The organism is Mangrovitalea sediminis (genome assembly GCF_002514725.1).
In the GTDB taxonomy this organism is placed as follows: Bacteria; Pseudomonadota; Gammaproteobacteria; order Pseudomonadales; family Oleiphilaceae; genus Mangrovitalea; species Mangrovitalea sediminis.
On record NZ_NTLB01000001.1, the window covers coordinates 69,648 to 87,889 of the forward strand.

Annotated in this window: 18 protein-coding genes; 12 read left to right on the forward strand and 6 right to left on the reverse strand. The window is 60.2% G+C overall.

The window, feature by feature from the left end; all coding sequences use genetic code 11:
- The first annotated feature begins 27 nt into the window (after positions 1-27).
- Together CLR77_RS00320 and CLR77_RS00325 are read left to right on the forward strand one after the other, a co-directional pair.
- The gene (locus CLR77_RS00320) at positions 28-1,296 is read left to right on the forward strand and encodes an ABC transporter substrate-binding protein (RefSeq protein WP_158227081.1); all 1,269 of its coding nucleotides are present in this window, start codon (positions 28-30) and stop codon (positions 1,294-1,296) included.
- 199 nt (positions 1,297-1,495) lie between these two features.
- Positions 1,496-2,758 carry an NADH:flavin oxidoreductase/NADH oxidase family protein gene (locus CLR77_RS00325; protein ID WP_097458608.1) on the forward strand — a complete coding sequence of 421 codons (1,263 nt, stop codon included), beginning with the start codon at positions 1,496-1,498 and terminating at the stop codon, positions 2,756-2,758.
- Between the two features lie 4 nt (positions 2,759-2,762).
- Here CLR77_RS00325 and CLR77_RS00330 read toward each other — a convergent pair whose 3' ends face one another.
- Complete coding sequence (locus tag CLR77_RS00330) at positions 2,763-3,665, reverse strand: substrate-binding periplasmic protein (protein ID WP_097458609.1); 903 nt, start codon at positions 3,663-3,665, stop codon at positions 2,763-2,765.
- A gap of 206 nt (positions 3,666-3,871) precedes the next feature.
- Between CLR77_RS00330 and CLR77_RS00335 the strand changes: the two genes are divergently transcribed.
- Both CLR77_RS00335 and CLR77_RS00340 read left to right on the forward strand, forming a co-directional pair.
- Positions 3,872-4,762, forward strand: a complete 891-nt coding sequence (locus CLR77_RS00335; RefSeq protein ID WP_227519755.1) for a cytochrome c oxidase assembly protein — start codon at positions 3,872-3,874, stop codon at positions 4,760-4,762.
- A 48-nt stretch (positions 4,763-4,810) separates the two neighbouring features.
- Complete coding sequence (locus CLR77_RS00340) at positions 4,811-5,647, forward strand: TIGR01458 family HAD-type hydrolase (RefSeq protein WP_198962624.1); 837 nt, start codon at positions 4,811-4,813, stop codon at positions 5,645-5,647.
- A gap of 1 nt (position 5,648) precedes the next feature.
- Here CLR77_RS00340 and mscL read toward each other — a convergent pair whose 3' ends face one another.
- On the reverse strand, positions 5,649-6,113 hold the full coding sequence (gene mscL / locus CLR77_RS00345) for a large conductance mechanosensitive channel protein MscL (RefSeq protein WP_097458610.1): 465 nt from the start codon (positions 6,111-6,113) through the stop codon (positions 5,649-5,651).
- Positions 6,114-6,208: 95 nt separating this feature from the next.
- Between mscL and CLR77_RS00350 the strand changes: the two genes are divergently transcribed.
- The 8 genes from CLR77_RS00350 to CLR77_RS00385 all read left to right on the forward strand — a co-directional run bounded on the left by CLR77_RS00350 (position 6,209) and on the right by CLR77_RS00385 (position 14,280).
- Positions 6,209-6,874 carry an SDR family oxidoreductase gene (locus CLR77_RS00350; RefSeq protein ID WP_097458611.1) on the forward strand — a complete coding sequence of 222 codons (666 nt, stop codon included), beginning with the start codon at positions 6,209-6,211 and terminating at the stop codon, positions 6,872-6,874.
- A 222-nt stretch (positions 6,875-7,096) separates the two neighbouring features.
- Entirely contained in the window at positions 7,097-8,524 is a 1,428-nt protein-coding gene (locus CLR77_RS00355; RefSeq protein ID WP_227519813.1) for a circularly permuted type 2 ATP-grasp protein, read from the forward strand.
- Positions 8,518-9,453, forward strand: a complete 936-nt coding sequence (locus CLR77_RS00360; RefSeq protein ID WP_097458613.1) for an alpha-E domain-containing protein — start codon at positions 8,518-8,520, stop codon at positions 9,451-9,453. Before CLR77_RS00355 ends, CLR77_RS00360 begins: the two co-directional genes overlap by 7 nt.
- Positions 9,450-10,235: a transglutaminase family protein gene (locus CLR77_RS00365; RefSeq protein ID WP_097458614.1), complete on the forward strand. Its 786-nt coding sequence runs from the start codon at positions 9,450-9,452 to the stop codon at positions 10,233-10,235. Before CLR77_RS00360 ends, CLR77_RS00365 begins: the two co-directional genes overlap by 4 nt.
- Before the next feature lie 77 nt (positions 10,236-10,312).
- Complete coding sequence (locus tag CLR77_RS00370) at positions 10,313-11,044, forward strand: proteasome-type protease (protein ID WP_097458615.1); 732 nt, start codon at positions 10,313-10,315, stop codon at positions 11,042-11,044.
- Between the two features lie 347 nt (positions 11,045-11,391).
- Positions 11,392-12,513 carry a glycosyltransferase family 4 protein gene (locus CLR77_RS00375; RefSeq protein ID WP_097458616.1) on the forward strand — a complete coding sequence of 374 codons (1,122 nt, stop codon included), beginning with the start codon at positions 11,392-11,394 and terminating at the stop codon, positions 12,511-12,513.
- On the forward strand, positions 12,506-13,267 hold the full coding sequence (locus CLR77_RS00380; RefSeq protein ID WP_097458617.1) for a DUF2334 domain-containing protein: 762 nt from the start codon (positions 12,506-12,508) through the stop codon (positions 13,265-13,267). Before CLR77_RS00375 ends, CLR77_RS00380 begins: the two co-directional genes overlap by 8 nt.
- Complete coding sequence (locus CLR77_RS00385) at positions 13,264-14,280, forward strand: lysylphosphatidylglycerol synthase transmembrane domain-containing protein (protein ID WP_158227082.1); 1,017 nt, start codon at positions 13,264-13,266, stop codon at positions 14,278-14,280. Before CLR77_RS00380 ends, CLR77_RS00385 begins: the two co-directional genes overlap by 4 nt.
- A gap of 8 nt (positions 14,281-14,288) precedes the next feature.
- Here CLR77_RS00385 and CLR77_RS00390 read toward each other — a convergent pair whose 3' ends face one another.
- The 4 genes from CLR77_RS00390 to CLR77_RS00405 all read right to left on the reverse strand — a co-directional run bounded on the left by CLR77_RS00390 (position 14,289) and on the right by CLR77_RS00405 (position 18,199).
- The gene (locus CLR77_RS00390) at positions 14,289-14,822 is read right to left on the reverse strand and encodes a DUF4136 domain-containing protein (RefSeq protein ID WP_097458619.1); all 534 of its coding nucleotides are present in this window, start codon (positions 14,820-14,822) and stop codon (positions 14,289-14,291) included.
- A gap of 141 nt (positions 14,823-14,963) precedes the next feature.
- Entirely contained in the window at positions 14,964-15,239 is a 276-nt protein-coding gene (locus tag CLR77_RS00395; protein ID WP_097458620.1) for a hypothetical protein, read from the reverse strand.
- Between the two features lie 330 nt (positions 15,240-15,569).
- Complete coding sequence (locus CLR77_RS00400; RefSeq protein WP_097458621.1) at positions 15,570-16,349, reverse strand: crotonase/enoyl-CoA hydratase family protein; 780 nt, start codon at positions 16,347-16,349, stop codon at positions 15,570-15,572.
- Between the two features lie 47 nt (positions 16,350-16,396).
- Positions 16,397-18,199: an acyl-CoA dehydrogenase gene (locus CLR77_RS00405; protein ID WP_097458622.1), complete on the reverse strand. Its 1,803-nt coding sequence runs from the start codon at positions 18,197-18,199 to the stop codon at positions 16,397-16,399.
- Between the last annotated feature and the right edge of the window lie 43 nt (positions 18,200-18,242).

Here is an 18,242-nt window from a genome sequence, read left to right on the forward strand (position 1 = left end):
GGGTGTACCAACAGTGGAGAAACCTTCATGAAGAGCAGAAGAATAACCAGCAGCCTGGTTGCTTCGGCGATCATGGGCGTAGCCGCGCTCGCACCACTCGCTGTCCAGGCTAAATGTACTACGACGATAGGCAGTGTCATGGCCCTCACCGGCTCTCTGGGAGCCTTGGGCCAATCCATCGCCAAAGGCGCGGAACTCGCGGTGGATACGGTCAACAAGGCCGGCGGCGTCAACGGCTGTGACCTCAAACTCTCGATGCTGGACGACCAGACCAGCCCCGCTGTCGGCGTTTCCGCCGCCAAGCAGCTGGTCGACATCCATCAGGTACCGGCCATTGTCGGCGCACTGTCGAGTGGTGTCAGCATGGCGATACTGACCTCGGTGACAGCGCCGGGTAAAGTTGTCCAGATTTCCCCCTCTTCGACCTCGCCGTCCTTTACCGAACTGGCGAAATCCGGCAAAACCGGCGGCTACTGGTTCCGGACCACCCCATCGGATGCCCTGCAAGGGGTCGCCATGGCCAAACTGGCCCGCGAAAACGGACTCAAGCGGGTCGCGGTCCTCTATCTGAAAAACCCCTATGGCGAAGGGCTCGCCGGCAAGTTCTCCGAGTACTTCAAGAAGCTGGGCGGCAAAGTCACCGCCTCGGTGCCCTACAACCCGAAACAGCCCTCATACCGCTCTGAAGTCAGCAGCGCGCTTGGCGGTGATCCCCAGGCGGTATTCCTGATCGGCTATCCCGGCGACGGTACCACGGTTGCCCGGGAATGGATTTCTTCAGGCGGCCCGCAAACCTTCCTGCTGCCTGACGGTCTCGAGTCCCAGAAATTCGTGGACGATGTCGGCGCCAAGTACATGAAGAAAGTGCTCGGCACCGCCGCAGGCTCCGTGAATACGCCATCGCTGAAGACGTTCGACAGCGACTTCCAGAAGCAGTTCGGCAACCCGCCGACCCAGGCCTACATGACCAACGCCTATGATGCCGTGATGGTCATCGCCCTGGCGATGGACAAGGGACACGGGACCTCCGCCGATACGGTGAAAAACAATATCCGCGGTATCAGCGGTACAGCCGGCACGGCCATCTATGCGGGTGCAGGCCAGTACGAGAAGGCGCTGAAACTGATCAAGGAAGGCAAGCGCATCCACTATGTGGGCGCCTCCGGCGAGCTGACGTTCGACAAGAACGGCGACGTCTCCGGCCCGATGGCGATCTGGACCCTGAAAGACAAGAAAGTGGTCCAGGACCGCATGATGAGCGTCAGTACCATCAACAAGGTGCTGATGAAGCGCTGATACTTCGCCACCAACCGCAATGCCGGTGCACCTGCGCCGGCATTGCACCTTCCCGCGCACCAGAATCAGCCCCTCCCCCCCTTCCATGGCATCACTCCCGCTTGGCCCGCAAAAGTTTGACATCAATCGAAGCATGCAATAGTTTCACAGTCATCGAATTAACAAGAACCCTCAAGGCCACCGAAAACGGGAAGACATCATGAGCGCCTCCAGTGCCGAGATCCTGGGCAAACCACTGACGCTGCCGAACGGTAGCGTTATCCGCAACCGCTTTGCCAAATCCGCCATGAGCGAAGCCATCGCCACGATCGACAACCGGGTCACCCGCAACCTGGTCGAGCTCTACCGGCGCTGGGCCGAGGGCGGTACGGGACTACTGATTACCGGCAATGTGATGATCGACAAGCGGCATGTGGGCGAGCCCAATAACGTGGTACTCGAGAACGACCGAGACCGGGATCTCCTCAAGGCCTGGGCCGACGCGGGAACCCGCAATGGCACCCAGCTATGGATGCAACTGAACCATCCCGGCAAGCAGTCGCCCAAGATGCTGAACCGCGACCCGGTGGCCCCCAGTGCGATCCCCTTCGGCAAGGCCCTGCAAGGCGCCTTCGCCACACCACGGCCACTGACGGAAGCGGAAATCGAGGAGATCATCGAGCGCTTCGCCACCAGCGCACAACTGGCGAAGCAGACCGGCTTTACCGGCGTACAGATCCACGGCGCCCACGGTTATCTGGTCAGCCAGTTTCTCTCGCCTCACCACAATCAACGCACCGATTCCTGGGGCGGCTCCCTGGAAAACCGGATGCGTTTCGTGGTCCGGGTCTACGAGGCAATGCGCTCCGCCACGGGCAAGGATTTCAACATCGGCATCAAACTGAATTCCGCGGATTTCCAGCGCGGCGGCTTCACCGAGGAGGAGTCGATGGTGGTGGCCGAAACGCTGTCCGGGCTGGGGATGGATATGATCGAAATCTCCGGAGGCACCTATGAGGCGCCTCGTATGGCCAAGGGCTATGAGGTAAGCGGCGGCGAACCCGTCAAGGAAAGCACCCGCCAGCGGGAGGCCTATTTCCTGGAATATGCAGAGAAAATCCGCGACCGGGTATCGGCCCCCTTGATGGTGACCGGCGGATTCCGTCATAGCGACGTCATGGCGGAGGCCGTTGCCAGCGGCGCCACCGATCTCGTGGGTCTGGCCCGACCGCTGGTTATCGACCCGGAACTGCCCAACCGGATTCTCGCGGGCGAATCGGTCGTCAGCACGGTGCGCCCGATCCGAACCGGCGTCAGTGCCATCGACCGCATGGGATTGATGGAAACAGCCTGGTATGCCCGGCAACTGGCACGCATGGGCAAAGGCAAGGACCCGCACCCTCAGGACAGCGGTTTCTGGTCATTGCTGGATGTCATCTGGACCATGAGCCAGCGCGGCTTCCGGACGAAACTGCGTGCCTGAGCAATCATCTCAGCACTCTGGGAACCTCCGATTCGAGCGGCGAGGCGGGCAGCCACCAGTGGGTGTCGACCGGTGAGGTACGCGGCGGAAGGAAGGGGTTCCTCATTACCAGCGTCGTCCGGTGACGCATCTGCGCCCGCTCGATATCCGACTTGTTGTAGCGCAGGAACAACTGTTTAAAGGAGCCGTCCTTGAGGGCGGCTTCCAGTCCCCGGAGCAGTCGATCAGCCAGTGCCGCATTATTCTGATTCACAAAGAAATACACGGGATAGGGGTAATAGAGCGCGAGATGGCGCTCGACCGTCAGCCTGCCCTGGAGTTTGGGATGCATGTCGAGTTCCTGCCAGGCTTCGTTGACGCCACGCGGGAAATAATCGAAGCGCCCCCGCGCAAGCATCCGGAACAGCGCCTCATAGTTCGACACGGAAACGACCGGCAGTCCGTTCGCCTTGAGAATGGCAAGGTCGGCCCATTGAGACCCAAATCCCGCTTTAAGCGTCGACAGTTCACGCAGTGTACCAATGCCGGCTAGGCGTTCCTCTGAGCCCCGGCGAATCATGAGCACACGGTAGCCAAGCAGGCCTCGCAGGATTGGAATGCGAACCGGCAGAAAATGTTTTTCACGTTGGCGGTCAGTGGGCAGGAAGGCGACATCGATCTCGTTCTTCGCCAGCATTCTCAGTCCCCGCGCCTGACTGACGGTTCGGGTCATCCCCTGCAACGAAAAAGGGCCGTCGCTAACACGTGTCTCGCGCAGCGCCAGACGCAGCAAGGCAATGCGATAGGCGTAGCGGACATCGGTCTGAAAGTAACGAACCACCAACGGCTGGGCAGCCCGGGCAGACCATGCCCCCAGCATGCAGGGCACCACTGCGATAAAGACCAGGAGCCTACTCCAACGACTCATTGGGACTCCTCAAACGGCAACAGCGCCTGATCTGCCGACGGGGACGCCAGCCAGGACAGACAGCGATAAAGGATCTGATCATTATAGATGAGAACTGCACCGTTCATGCAGGCTATTTGCCAGGCCCGCCTGCTCCGCACCAATGGAAACTGCTACACTCCGTTCAATACCACCGATTACGACGCCTCGTTTGAAAGGTGCGGCCTGTGGACCTGTTGCGTCAGACGCTAAGCTTCCTGCTGCCCTATGAGTTTTCCCCCACGGTCTTGCTGCTGTGCGGGAGCGCGGTACTGATTTATGTGCGGGGAATATGTGCCGAACGGCGAGCCGGCAGGCCCTCGGGATTCTGGCGCCCCCTGGCCTTCCTGGGGGGCGTGGTACTGATCTACGGCGTTCTACAGACCCGCTACGACTACCTCTCCCAGCACATGTTCTTCATCCACCGGATACAGCACCTGGTGCTGCATCATATCGGCCCCTTCCTGATTGCACTGTCGGCACCGCAAGCCCTGTTGCGTGCCGGGCTGCCCACGCCGCTCTATCGCCGATTGCTGGCGCCCTGCTGGCATCATCCGCTGGTAAGAGGGTTTTACCGGACAGTGCAACAACCAGTCATCGCCGGCATCCTGTTCGTCGGACTGATTTACCTCTGGTTGACCCCCAGCCTGCATTTCTATGCCATGCTGAATGTCCCCTTATATAACCTGATGAACTGGAGCATGGCCGTCGACGGACTGCTGTTCTGGTGGCTGATCCTCAACCCATCACCCCGCAGGGACCGACGCTCGGCGGTGATCGGCTACGGCGGACGCATCGTCCTGCTGTTTACCACCATGGTGCCGCAGATCGCGATTGGCGCCTATATCGCCCTCAGCCGGCATGACCTCTACAACGTCTATGCAATCTGCGGGCGGCTCTGGCCCATCTCGGCCCGGCTCGACCAACAGATTGGCGGCCTGATGACCTGGATCCCCCCCGCCATGATGAGCGTGCTGGGCATTCTAATGGTGATCCGTCTCTGGCGGCGCCAGGAAAACCTGAACCTACTTCATCGCGAAGGACTGCCGGCTATAGAACCCAGACCGCCACTGGGCTAGGCCGCACACGGCGGACACCCTGTGGCTTAGCGGCGGGAAAGGCGTATCATGATCAAAGGCATCCACGACAGGAACGTCGATGCTCACCCGTATCGCTGCCTGACCCATCACAGCAATCAGGGGAGAAAGGTCATGCCGAAAGGTCTTCTGATCGATATTGCCGGAGTTCTGTACGAAGGCGATCAAGCCGTCCCTGGTGCCGTTGACACGCTGGAAAAGATTCGGCGGGAGCGCATTCCCTTTCTGCTGGTCACCAACACCACCCGCAAGACCCGGCACCAACTGCTCGATCGTTTGCGGGCCCTGGATTTCTATCTGGACGAAGGACGTATCCTGTCGGCGGTGGATGCCACTGCAGACTATCTGCGGAACAACAAGTTGCATCCCCTGCTGATCGTCCATCCGGCCATCCGGGGCCTGTTTGCCGACCTGATCGATCCCATTCCCAACGCCGTGGTTCTCGGCGACGCCGGCGACAATTTCGATTACGACAATTTGAACCGGGCGTTCCGCCTGATTATGGATGGCGCCCCCCTGATTGCGATGGGCGACAACAGATACTTCAGCGACACAGACGGCCGGCTCAGTCTCGATATTGGTCCCTTCAAGGCCGCACTCGAGCGGGCTACTGGCACACAGGCAACGGTGATCGGCAAACCCTCCGCGACGTTTTTTCACTCGGCCTGCAAGCGTCTGGCACTGCCCCCGGAGGACGTTCTAATGATCGGCGACGATGCCCAGACCGACATCGCAGCCGCCCAAGCCGCCGGACTACAGGCCTGTCTGGTGAAAACCGGCAAATACCGCCCCGGCGACGAGCGACATTGTCCACAGGCGGAACTTGCCGAGACGTTCAGCGACGCCGTGCGCGGCCTGGTGGAGTGAATCAGGCCTCCGGCGTGACGTCGGAGGTGCAGAAGGGACAGCGTGAAGCCTTCTTGGCAATCGCGGAGTAACAACGGGGACACTCCCGGTTATCCGCCGGATCGGCGACGGCATCGTGGGGCCGCCGAACACTGTTGATGGCCCGCACCACAAAAAACAGGGCCAGCGAGACAATCAGGAAGCTAACCACAGTATTGAGGAAAATGCCGAAATTGAGGGTTAGTGCTTGATCGGCCTGGGCTTGAAGCAGCGAATGGTAAGGCCCGCCATGATGCCCGGGATGCACGACCAGAAACCAGTCGGAAAAGTTGAGCCCGGCCGTCAGCAGCCCAAGGAAGGGGCTGAAAATGTCCTTGACCAACGAATTGACCACCGAAGTGAAGGCCGCTCCGATGACGATACCGACCCCCATATCGACTACGTTGCCTTTGACGGCAAATTCTCTGAATTCCTTGAAAAATCGCATCTTATTTCTCCGTATCGGATGACGGAACGGTCAATCCAATCACAACGCTGTCCATCCCCAAAGTCACCAGTTTAAAAATATCAGGAGGTTCCCCCATGTCACAGACGATTCTCATTACCGGCGCCAACCGCGGCATCGGGCTCGAACTGGCGCGTGCCTGGCACCAGCGTGGCGATCAGGTGATTGCCGTTTGCCGACAGAACTCCGATGCACTCGGTCGCCTCGGCGTCGAGGTGTTGGACGGCATCGATGTCACCCGCGACAGCGATATCCAGCGACTGCGCGATGCACTTCGGGGACGTCCACTGGACATCCTCTATCACAACGCCGGCATTCTGGGGCGGGAAACCCTCGATCACATGGATATCGACCGCGTTCGTGAACAATTCGAGGTCAACACCCTGGCACCGCTGCGCCTGACCCTCGCACTCCTCGACAACCTGAACCCAGGCAGCAAGATCGGCCTGATGAGCAGCATACTCGGCTCGATAGCCCTCAATGAAGAAGGCGGCTACTACGGTTATCGCATCAGCAAAGCCGCCCTCAACGCCGCGGGCCGCACCCTTTCCGTCGATCTCCGGCCACGGGGCATCGCCGTCGGGCTGCTGCATCCAGGATACGTGATGACGGACATGACCGGTCATCAGGGGCACATCAGCCCGCAGGTGGCCGCGGCGCGACTGGTAGCGCGGATGGACGAGCTCAGCCTCGAGAATACGGGGCATTTCTGGCATGCGGAGGGGCGGGAGTTATTGTGGTAGGCTGATAATCAGCGCTCAGGCAACGACGGCGATCCCTGTGTTGAGTCGTCATCGGGTAACGTTTAACCCGACCGCCCCAATTCAGCGCAGGGAAGATAGCCGCTAACTCACTCGCACCATTGAGGTGCACAGAGGGCCTTCAAGGTAGGTTTGAAGCCCCTGTTTCGGTGGCACAGCGTTTGCTGAACCATCGTGAAAGCCTGTGAGGACAGCAGCATGGAAATGCACCTGCCACCAGAAGGTGGCTATGACGAGTTGTTCGACGCCGACAATAAGATCCGCCCGCACTATCAGGTGATCCACGACTGGCTGACCCAGACCGACGATGAACTTATCGCAGAAAAGCGCCGTGAGGCGGACCTTCTGTTTCACCGAGTTGGCATCACCTTCAACGTCTACGGGGAATCCCAGGGCGCCGAACGCCTGATCCCCTTCGACATGATCCCCCGCATTATCCCAGCCACCGAATGGCATATCCTGCAAGCCGGGTTGCGCCAGCGGGTAACCGCACTCAACCGTTTTCTGTTTGACGTCTATCACGATCACGACATCATCAAGGCCGGGCTCGTACCGGCGGAACAGGTCTTCGCCAACCCCCAATACCAGCCGGCCATGCAAGGGCTCCACCTGCCCCGCAACCTGTATATCCATATCACCGGCATCGACCTGGTACGCAACAACGATGGCGACTATTACGTCCTCGAAGACAACCTGCGCTGCCCGTCCGGTGTGTCCTACATGCTGGAAGACCGCAAGATGATGATGCGGCTGTTCCCCGAACTCTTCACCCGCTGTGCGGTGGCGCCGGTCGAGCAGTACCCAGCCATGCTGCGTGAGACATTGCAGGCGTCCACACTCAAACCCAACCCCTGCATCGTGGTGCTGACACCAGGCCGCTACAACAGTGCCTATTTCGAACACGCCTTCCTCGCCCGGCAGATGGGGGTCGAACTGGTCGAGGGTGCGGACCTTTACGTCCATAACAACGAGGTCTACATGCGTACCACGGCAGGGCCGCGACGGGTGGATGTCATCTATCGCCGACTCGACGATGCGTTTCTCGATCCTCTGGCCTTCAGGCCCGACTCCATGCTCGGCGTCCCTGGCCTGTTTGCGGCCTACCGGGCGGGCACGGTGGTACTGGCCAATGCCCTGGGGACCGGTGTCGCGGACGACAAGTCGATCTACCCCTATGTACCGGACATGATCCGTTTCTACCTGGGCGAGGAACCGATCCTGAAAAACGTGCCGACCTGGCAGTGCCGCAAGCCGGAGGAACTGCGCTATGTGCTGGACAACCTCTCCGACCTGGTGGTGAAGGAAACCCAGGGCGCGGGCGGCTATGGCATGCTGATCGGCCCCAGAGCCTCGCGCGAGGAAATCGAGCGTTTCCGCGACGCCATCAAGGCTCGACCGGATAACTATATCGCGCAGCCGACCCTGAGCCTGTCGTCCTGCCCAACCCTGGTCGACGAGGGCATCGCGCCGCGTCATATCGACCTGCGTCCCTTCGTCCTGACCGGCAAACGCATCCAGATGGTGCCGGGCGGATTGACACGGGTCGCACTGCGCAAGCATTCCCTGGTGGTGAACTCATCCCAGGGCGGCGGAACCAAGGATACCTGGGTGCTGGAGGATTCCGAATGCTGAGCCGAGCTGCCTCAAGCCTGTTCTGGATGGCCCGCTACCTGGAGCGGGCGGAAAGCATCGCACGACTGCTGGACGTGAGTCTGACCGCCGCGTTGATGGAAACCAACAGTGACCGCGAGCAACAGTTGATCGCGCCCCTCACGATATCCGGCACCACCGACACCTTCTACGAACTCTACGAGGACATGACCGCACAGAACCTGATCGATTTCCTACTGCTCAACGATCAGCACGGCGGTAGCGTCTTCAGCTGTATCCGCTCCGCCCGGGATAACGCCCACCATGTCCGCGGTAATATCACTGCGGATGTCTGGGAGAGCATCAACTCATCCTGGCTCGACATGAAAGCCATCCGCCAGCGCGGTGTCTCGGAGTCATCGGTCAGCCGCTTCTTCGACTGGGTCAAGGAACGCTCCCACCTGTTCCGGGGCGCCTCCTACGGGACCCTGCTGCGGAACGACGCCTTCCGTTTCCTGCGCCTGGGCACCTTTATCGAGCGCGCTGATAACACCGCTCGGATACTGGATGCACACTACCACCTGTCCACCAGCCTGGAAAACACCGAATCGGCCCGGGACCTGTTCGAATGGACGGCCCTACTGCACGCCCTTGGTGCTTATGAGGCCTATCAGTCGATCTATGCCGACCGCATGTCGTCCGAGAACGTCGCCGAACTGCTGATTCTCAATCCCGACGTGCCGCGTTCGCTGCGCGCCTGCCTGCACGAAACCGCCGAACTGCTCGCACATATCGAGGGAGACGCCGGGCGCGCCGCAAAACGGCTGGCCACCAGCCTTTCCGCCAATCTGCGTTACGGTGACCGCCAATACATCGCCGATCGCGGACTGCACGAATACCTCACCGATTTCCTGGCCCGCATCAACCAGATTGCCGACCAGATCCAGAATGATTACATGGGGGTCGCATGAAACTGCACATCGAGCATGACACCTGCTACGGCTACGAAGGTGAAGTCCGGGCCAGCATCCAGTACCTGCGCCTGACACCAAAGAATAACGAACAGCAAAAGATACTCGACTGGCACCTGGAGTTGCCGGGCGACGCCAACGAGATTGACGACGGCTATGGCAACCGCCTGACCGTCCTGACCCTCGACTACCCTCAGCCGGAGATCACTATCCGCGCCGTCGGCACCGTGGATCTCAAGGGTATCGATATCTGTACCCATGACAGTTGTGTGCCGCCACAGGTCTTCCTGCGTCAGACGGAACTGACAGAACCCGACAACGAACTGCGACGGTTCGCCGAACAGTACCCGCCCAACTACGACGGCCTGCAGGCAATGATGAGGGATCTGCTGTCGACGGTACGCTATACGCCAGGAGCCACCACGGTTTCTCATACTGCCGCAGAGGCCTTCGCCATCGGCGCCGGCGTCTGCCAAGACCATACCCATATCTTTGTTGCCTGCTGCCGCCATCTCGGAATGCCCGCACGCTATGTCAGCGGCTATATCCATACCCAGGATGGCGATCACATCTCCAGCCATGCCTGGGCTGAAGTCTGGATCGACGACGGCTGGTACACCTTTGACGTGGCCAACGGACTCCTGATGCCGGACAGCCATCTTAAGCTGGCGGTCGGACTCGACTATCTGGAAGCCGCACCGGTACGCGGCATACGTTATGGCGGCGGACAGGAAAGCCTGAGCGCGAGTGCCCTCGTCAGCAGGATGGCAAACGAGCAATAACCGGCTAGAATGCAGGTGATCCTGGGACGGCACTGTCCCGGAAGCTTCCACTGACGGTGTCTGTTGCAGGACTGGAAATGACTTACTGTGTCGCTATGCGGCTTGCCGATGGGCTGGTTTTCGCATCGGACTCACGCACCAATGCGGGCGTCGATCATATCTCCACGTTCCGCAAGATGCATGTTTTCGAAGCGCGCGACAACCGCGTGCTGGTCATACTGACGGCGGGCAACCTGGCAACCAGCCAGAGCGTCATCACGTTGTTGCGAAGCCGCACCCATGGCGGTGATGGCGATCACCTGTTGAATGTCCCCACCCTGTACGATGCCGCCGAACTGGTCGGCGAAACCCTGCGCGAGGTCCTGCACCGCGACGCACAGGGTCAACAGCAGTGCCAGGGCGTCGATTTCGGTTGTACCATGCTACTCGGTGGCCAGATCGCCGGTGAGGAACCTCGCCTGTTCATGCTTTATCCGCAGGGCAATTTCATCGAAGCCACGAGCGATACCCCGTATTTCCAGATCGGCGAATCCAAATACGGCAAACCGGTCATCGATCGCGTTGTCAATTACGACACCAGCCTGGAACTGGCCTATCAGAGCGCGTTGATCTCATTCGATTCCACCATGAAGAGTAACCTCTCCGTCGGCATGCCCCTCGACCTGATGGTCTACCGCAACGACAGCCTCGATGCCTCCCAGCGCCACCGGATCGATGACAGCGATGCGCATTTCACGACCGTTCGGGAACTCTGGAACCAGGGCATTCGCGACCTGATACATCGCCTGCCGCTCCCCCAACTGCCTTAACCGAAAAGGCTGGCAGCGCTCCGCCATCGCAGCACAATGCCAATCACCGGACTGATGCTTCCGACTTGAGGCATGTCAACTCGTCAGCAAATGACTAATCCGTAACCAACCAACTCCGGCATAATCTGTTGAAATCGCGTTAACGATCCCAAAATTTTCACAAAACTCTGACAAAAGAGCATAGAGAATGGCCGACCTTCATGCCGATATTGGCAACGGGCGGCCTGAAGCGGATCGTCGGGGTAGCGCTGGAATCCGGGTTCTGAACGCCCGGCATCAAGAGACGGACGTCTCAGCCAGACGCCACAGTGCCCCCAGGATTTGACACGGTTGCTAAGGAGGCGCATGTGCAGATTGCGGATGTCACACTTTTCCACGCACCAAACAGCGGCGGCGTGCGGACCTATCTCGACGCCAAGCGACGACGCCTCAGTCAGCTTCCCGGTATTACCCACCATCTGGTAATCCCCGGGCGTCGGCGTCGCGAGACCAAAGACTGTATCGAAATTCCAGCGCCGCCCCTTCCCTTCTCCGATGGCTATCGTTTCCCGCTCAGGCGGAGCGCCATCGTCCGGGAGCTGGTCAGGCTGGCACCGGATATCATCGAAGCCGGTGACCCCTATGTTCCCGCCTGGGCCGCCTTGCGGGCCGGTCGCCAACTCGGCGTGCCGGTCGTCGGCTTTTATCATTCCGATCTGGTTCGCCTGCTTGCCAACCGGCTTGGGGCAGCCGCGCTACCCGCAATCAGGCTCTATGTCCGGCTGCTGTATCGGCAGTTCGACCTGGTGCTGGCCCCCAGTCAGGTGATGGCGGACCAGCTCCATCAGTGCGGTGTGGACGACGTCACCGTACAACCTCTCGGAGTCGACCTGAACACGTTCAACCCCGCTCACCGCGACCCGAACCTTCGCCGTGAACTGGGGCTGGAAGAAGATAGCCGCCTGCTCATTTTTGCCGGCCGCGGCGCGCGCGAGAAAAACCTGCCGGTGCTGCTGCGTACGCTGGAACAGTTGGGTGACGCCTATCACCTGCTGCTGGTTGGCTCCCACATGCCGAAGCGCGTGCCGGATAATGTCACGGTCATCAACCGTTTCTGCGACGCGGCGACAGTCGCCCGCCTCCTCGCCAGCGCCGACGCCCTGATGCATGCCGGCGATCAGGAGACCTTCGGTCTGGTAGTCTTGGAAGCCATGGCATCCGGTATTCCCGTTGTTGCCGTCGACGCCGGCGCCCTGCCGGAGCTGATACCGCCGGGTTGCGGCGTCCTTGCACGCGCCAACGACCCCGTCGCCATGGCCCGGGCCGTCCGCAATCTCTATAGCGGAGATGTCCGTATGATGGGCGCCCGCGCCCGTCGTCACGTTGAGAAACATCACGACTGGGATGTCATTATCGCCAGCCTGTGCAGCCACTACGAGGAAGTACTGGGAATGCCGCACCGCCTGGCGCTGGAGTGGTCCCATGGCTGAGGCCGATAGAGATACCCACCCGGTCATGCTGGTTTCACTGCATGATGTCTGTCCGGCATCCTGGCCCCTGTACAAACCCTTTCTCGACGAACTGGAAGCTCGCTGCCCGGCTATCCGCAGTACCTTGCTTGTGGTGCCCGACTTCCACCGTCAGGGACGCATCGACAACGATCCCGCCTTCTGCAAGGCCATGGAATATCGCCTTGCAGAAGGCGATGAACTGGTGCTGCACGGCTATCACCATCATGACGAGCGGCCACTGCCCCTGCACCCCCGGGAATTCCTGATGCGCCGTTTGCTGACCCATGAAGGTGAGTTCTATGGCCTCGATGCGCCCGAGGCCGAGGAACGACTGGAAGCCGGCATGCGGGTATTCCAGCGGCTGGGATGGCCGTTGAAAGGCTTTGTCGCCCCCGGCTGGCTGCTAAGCGACGGCGGGCGCCAGATACTGGGGCGCAAAGGCTTCCGCTACACCACCGATCACCGTCATGCCTGGTCGATTCCAGAGTGGCGGTCCCAGAGGCTTCCGACACTGGTCTGGAGTGCACGCAGTCCGGCCCGGCGCGCCCTGTCCCACCGCTGGAACCGCCTGCAGCGTCGCCGCTACCAGGAGGCCCCGGCGCTTCGCCTGGCCATTCATCCGGTTGACTTGCGCCATGCCATCTCCCATCGTTTCTGGATAGAAACGATTTGTGACTTGGCACAGCAGCGACGCTCCCTCACCAAAGGCGAGTGGATGGAGGATCTGTTTTGAAGCGCTGGTACGGACTCACTCTCGCCGCCGTCGTTGCGGCCGCTGCGGTACCGGCACTGATTGGCGGGAGCGCGGCATTCCGCCAACTGGCCGGCGTTTCTCCGCACTGGATACTACTGATGCTGGGACTGGTCCTGGTCGGCTGGAATCTCAATGCCTGGCGTCTGCGGCTGCTGCTCGGCGAGAAAGGCCGAAACCTTCGTCATCACCAGGCCTTTTCCACGGTGCTCGCCACCGAATGCGGTTTCAACGCCACACCGGGCGGTTCAGGTGCGCCCTTTATTCTGGCGGCCATGCTGAAGCGTCATCAGGTACGGGCTTCGGAAGCCTCGGCAGTCTTCGTCATCGACCAGATGACCGATCTGCTGTTTTTCCTGTGCATACTCCCGGCGCTGCTGCTCTACGGTCTCAACCACTATCTGGACTTTGCGCCAACCTGGTTGCTGGGTGCGATCGGTGCCACGCAGGTTGCGCTGATCATTACCGCCTTCAGCCTCTTCCGTTATCACCGTCTGGCCCTGAAACGCAGTGGCGCCCTGCTGGAACGACTGGGCCTGAAACGCAGCGTCCGGTTGCGCTGGGCAAGGAGCCAGCTACGTTTCAATAACGCCGTGAGAACAACCCTGCGTCTGTCACCCTATCGCCTGATGCTCACCTTTGTCCTCTGCGCGGGTCATTGGTTGCTACGTTACAGCGTGCTGTATGTTGCCGTTATCGCCCTTGGCCACCCGATCGACTGGGGCTACACCTTCTTCGTGCAGATGATGTCGATGGCCGCCGGCCACCTGACCTTGCTGCCCGGTGGCGCTGGCGGCACCGAACTGAGCAGCGCCGCCCTCCTCGCCCCTTATCTGACCAAGAGCACCGCAGCCGCTGCCATCCTCATCTGGCGCTGCATCACTTATTACTTCTACCTGCTCGCCGGGGGCATCGTGCTGATGGGCGTCGCAGGTTGGCGATTCTGGCAACGACAGGTTCCGGGGCAACGACAGATCCGGGAAATCGAATCCTGACGCCCTCTTCAGGGCGTCGTCGAATGGGGCGGGAACGATGCCAGCAGCTCGCTCATGGCGGCATCGACCTGGTCCTGGGTGACGTTGCTGAGGTCCACCTGATTCAGCGGCTTGCGCATTTCCCCTTTCCAGACCACCCGCTTCTCGCGCATGTCGACGATGTTCACCAGCACCCGGCCTTCCATCAGGGGCTCCAGGCCGTAGCGGGTCCGTAATCCCTTCTCGAAGGGAATCTGCTCCTCGGTCAGGCGCCCCCCTTGCTCGATGCGGGTACCGAACCGCACCAGCAGATCCGCGGAATCCCCATCGTCTTCGCGGTAGCCTTTGGCCTTCATGGCGTTATTCATACCCCGCACCAGCATGATACGAATCGGCGACAGCGGATGGCTTTCCGGAACGGATTGAACAGTGAAGGTCCGATAGGAACTGAACGGAGCTTTCTTGTTCAGCTCGAACACGACGTCATGGCTGGGCGCGGATGCGCAGGCGCTCAACAGGACACAGAAAACAGACAAGGCAATATAGCGGGCGCACTTCGACATGTGCCACTCCTTCCTTGTGAATTCATGACACCCACTACAACGTTACGCGGGATGAAGAAGGAGCGCCCAGCGCGCTCCTTTCCCAAAACAGTAATCGCCTTTCCAGACGAATCACAGTGTGAACAGCACAGAATTGCGTTTTTATTGATTGCTGTCAGATGACGTTGCGTTGTTATACGCATCCTTGGCGGATTTCTTAACCTCCTGCGCCGCATCACCCACCGAATCTGCCGCCGCCGAGGCTTTATCCTTAACGGTATCGGCACCACTACGCATGGCATCACCGGCATTATCCGCCGCCTGATTCATCGAATTCTGCATCTTGTCGGTCGAGCTCTGGTCGTCGCTCTTCTTGCCGCAACCGGCCATAAACAGGGCCAAACAGACAACCACCAAACCCGCAGTCAACTTTTTCATAACGATGTCCCTCTGTTGAATATATGTCCTCACGGTGGCGACCAGAGACGCCCAAGTCCCGCCCTAAAATCCAGGGTAGGTCTGCGTCTACCGGATCAGGTACCGTGACAGGACCTTAACGTCGATCCCCGACAAGACTCACTACGGGATTGGGCCTATTGACAATCGAAGGGATAACCGCGGATTTCGAAGACAAACGGGCGAAAAGCGAGGAACCCGAAAGGCTTACAGCATCGCCCCGGGAAGGGAAACGAAGGAAGGGCAGCGATATGACAAAACGGTCATCCGGGACAGGATCGTCCCGGAATATTCATCTGTCGCCAAGAGGCATCACTTGCCTTTGAAGACTGCGTCTCGTCGCTCCAGGAAGGATTGAATGCCTTCCTTGACGTCGTCGCTTGCCATTACAGGCTGCAGGTCCGGAAACAGGCGCGCCTTCGCCGCAGCATGGCCCTGCAATTTCGCCGTCCGCGACGAACGCAGACTCCCCTGTACGCCGAGCGGAGCGGCTTTTGCAATGCGCTGCGCAATATCGAGGGCAACGTCGAACTGCTCACCGGGTTCCGTCAGCGCCTGCACCAGGCCCCAGCGATACGCCTCTTGAGCCGACCACTCATCGCCGGTCAACAGATGACGTTGAGCATTACCCCAACCGATCTCCTCCTGCAGCCGGATGGTTGCACCGCCGCAGGCGAAAATACCCCGTTTGACCTCGAGCTGGGCAAAGCGGGTGTTGTTCGCCACCACCCGCACATCGGTATTCAGCATCATCTCGACGCCGCAGGTAAAACAGATACCCTGCGCCGCAAAGACGACGGGTTTATCCAGCGAAGGCGTCACGATACCGAAAGGGTCCCATTCTCCCTCACCCGGTTCGAGCCCCCGGCCGCTGGCGAAAACCCCTGCCCAATCGTCCAACTGAAGGCCGGAGGAAAAGTGGTCGCCGTGCGCATAGAGTAAGCCGACCCGAAGTTCAGGATCACGCTGCAGCTCACCGTAGGCCGCGGCAATGTCGTGATACATGGCCCGGTTCATGGCGTTCATCTTCTCCGGCCGGTTGAGGCCGATCAGCAGGATATGATCCTGCCGCGAAACCGTGATCAAGGACATGTTCAGCTCCTGTCGTTATCCAAGGGGGTCGGACCGCTTCGGCGGTATCAGAACCAGTCCGTCGACATTTCCAGACAGGTATCGTCCATGTTGGTCAGCAACACGATATCCTGCGCCACCGTCGGCAACTCCCAGTGGAAGAAATACTGGGCCGCCTGCAGCTTGCCGTTATAGAAGTGCCGCTCTTCCTCCGAGCCCGCCGTTTGCAGGGCTTTCGTCGCGACATTGGCCTGACGCAGCCACATCCAGGCAACGCAGATATGCCCAACCAGGTGGAGATAGCAGGAGGCATTGGCGAGCGCCCGGTCCGCGCCCTGTTTCATGAGCGCGCTGCCCAGGGTCTGTGTCACCTTGACCGCCTTCTGCACCGTCTCGCTCAGCGAGTAGGCCCATTGTTGGCAGCGCTTGTCCGATGCGGCTTCCAGATCCACCTGCATGCGCCGGATCAGCGCCTGAATACCTGCGCCGTCGGCCTGCCAGACCTTGCGGCCCAAAAGATCGAGTGCCTGGATGCCGTTGGTCCCCTCGTGAATCGGGTTCAGGCGGTTATCGCGGAAGCACTGTTCCACGGGGTATTCCCGGGTATAGCCCGCGCCGCCGTACACCTGAATGGCCAGGTCATTGGCCTTGGGTCCATACTCCGACGGCCAAGCCTTGATCACCGGCGTCATCAGGTCCAGCAGCAATCCGGATTCCCTACGAATCGTTTCATCCGGGTGGGTGTTGCTGTCGTCGACCAAACGCGCACCGTAAAGGCATAGCGCTGTGGCGCCTTCCACGTAGCTCTTCTGTGCCAGCAACATGCGTCGAACATCAGCATGCTCGATGATCGCCAGGGGCGGCGTTTCCGGATCCTTGCTCGAGGGGTGCCGCCCCTGCAGGCGCTCACGGGCATATTCGAGACTGTGCATGTAACCCCGATAGCCGATCATCGCCGCACCGAAGCCAACACCCACCCGCGCTTCGTTCATCATCTGGAACATATACTTCAGGCCCTGATGCGGCTCGCCTACCAGATAGCCATGGCAGTCCGCATCGTCACCGAAGCTCAGCGCAGTCGACGTGGTACCACGATAGCCCATCTTGTGAATCAGGCCGGCCAGCGCCACGCCATTGCGGCCCAGTTTGTTGCCTTCATCGTCGGTCAGGTACTTGGGCACGATAAACAGGGAAATGCCTTTGACGCCCGCCGGGGCGCCTTTGATCTTGGCCAGCACCAGATGAACGATGTTGTCAGTGATCTCCTGTTCACCGCCAGAGATATAAATCTTGGCCCCCTTGATCAGGTAGTGGCCCTGGTCGGTCGGCGTGGCGGAGGTGCGAATATCCGCCAGCGAGGAGCCGGCGTGTGGCTCTGTCATCGCCATGGTGCCGGCATAGTGGCCAGTCAGCATGGGTTCGAGATACTTGCGGCACTGGGCTTCGCTGCCGAACACCCGGATCAGGTTGGCTGCCGCCTTGGTCAGAAAGGCATAACCCGCCGTGCCCGGGTTGGCCGCCGTGAAGAAGCCGTTACAGGCCGCCATCACCGACTCCGGCAACTGCATCCCACCGAGTTCGTAATCGTAGCTGCCGGCAATAAAGCCCGCGGCGGCATAGGCGTCGAAGGCGCGTTTGACGTCCGGAATCATCTGCACCTTGCCGTCGACGAAGCGCGGTTCGTCCTTGTCGGCCAGCGCGTTATGGGACGCGAACAGATCGCGGGCCATCTTGTCGGACGTTTCGATGACGGCTTCGAACGTCTCGCGACTGTGCTCGGCAAAGCGGGTGCGCTCGGTCAGTTTTTCCGTTTCCAGCACTTCGAACAACTGAAAAGCCAGATCGCGGCGGTTCACCAGAATCTCGGACATGGGGCGTCTCCTTTTAGAATGGCAATGATCCTGACACAGCCAG

Excerpts from the sequence above, each read along its gene's own strand:
- CLR77_RS00320 (WP_158227081.1), top strand. The coding sequence starts at position 28 with ATGAAGAGCAGAAGAATAACCAGCAGCCTGGTTGCTTCGGCGATCATG.
- CLR77_RS00325 (WP_097458608.1), top strand. The coding sequence starts at position 1,496 with ATGAGCGCCTCCAGTGCCGAGATCCTGGGCAAACCACTGACGCTGCCG.
- CLR77_RS00330 (WP_097458609.1), bottom strand. The coding sequence starts at position 3,665 with ATGAGTCGTTGGAGTAGGCTCCTGGTCTTTATCGCAGTGGTGCCCTGC.
- CLR77_RS00340 (WP_198962624.1), top strand. The coding sequence starts at position 4,811 with ATGATCAAAGGCATCCACGACAGGAACGTCGATGCTCACCCGTATCGC.
- mscL (WP_097458610.1), bottom strand. The coding sequence starts at position 6,113 with ATGCGATTTTTCAAGGAATTCAGAGAATTTGCCGTCAAAGGCAACGTA.
- CLR77_RS00350 (WP_097458611.1), top strand. The coding sequence starts at position 6,209 with ATGTCACAGACGATTCTCATTACCGGCGCCAACCGCGGCATCGGGCTC.
- CLR77_RS00355 (WP_227519813.1), top strand. The coding sequence starts at position 7,097 with ATGCACCTGCCACCAGAAGGTGGCTATGACGAGTTGTTCGACGCCGAC.
- CLR77_RS00360 (WP_097458613.1), top strand. The coding sequence starts at position 8,518 with ATGCTGAGCCGAGCTGCCTCAAGCCTGTTCTGGATGGCCCGCTACCTG.
- CLR77_RS00365 (WP_097458614.1), top strand. The coding sequence starts at position 9,450 with ATGAAACTGCACATCGAGCATGACACCTGCTACGGCTACGAAGGTGAA.
- CLR77_RS00370 (WP_097458615.1), top strand. The coding sequence starts at position 10,313 with ATGACTTACTGTGTCGCTATGCGGCTTGCCGATGGGCTGGTTTTCGCA.
- CLR77_RS00380 (WP_097458617.1), top strand. The coding sequence starts at position 12,506 with ATGGCTGAGGCCGATAGAGATACCCACCCGGTCATGCTGGTTTCACTG.
- CLR77_RS00390 (WP_097458619.1), bottom strand. The coding sequence starts at position 14,822 with ATGTCGAAGTGCGCCCGCTATATTGCCTTGTCTGTTTTCTGTGTCCTG.
- CLR77_RS00395 (WP_097458620.1), bottom strand. The coding sequence starts at position 15,239 with ATGAAAAAGTTGACTGCGGGTTTGGTGGTTGTCTGTTTGGCCCTGTTT.
- CLR77_RS00400 (WP_097458621.1), bottom strand. The coding sequence starts at position 16,349 with ATGTCCTTGATCACGGTTTCGCGGCAGGATCATATCCTGCTGATCGGC.
- CLR77_RS00405 (WP_097458622.1), bottom strand. The coding sequence starts at position 18,199 with ATGTCCGAGATTCTGGTGAACCGCCGCGATCTGGCTTTTCAGTTGTTC.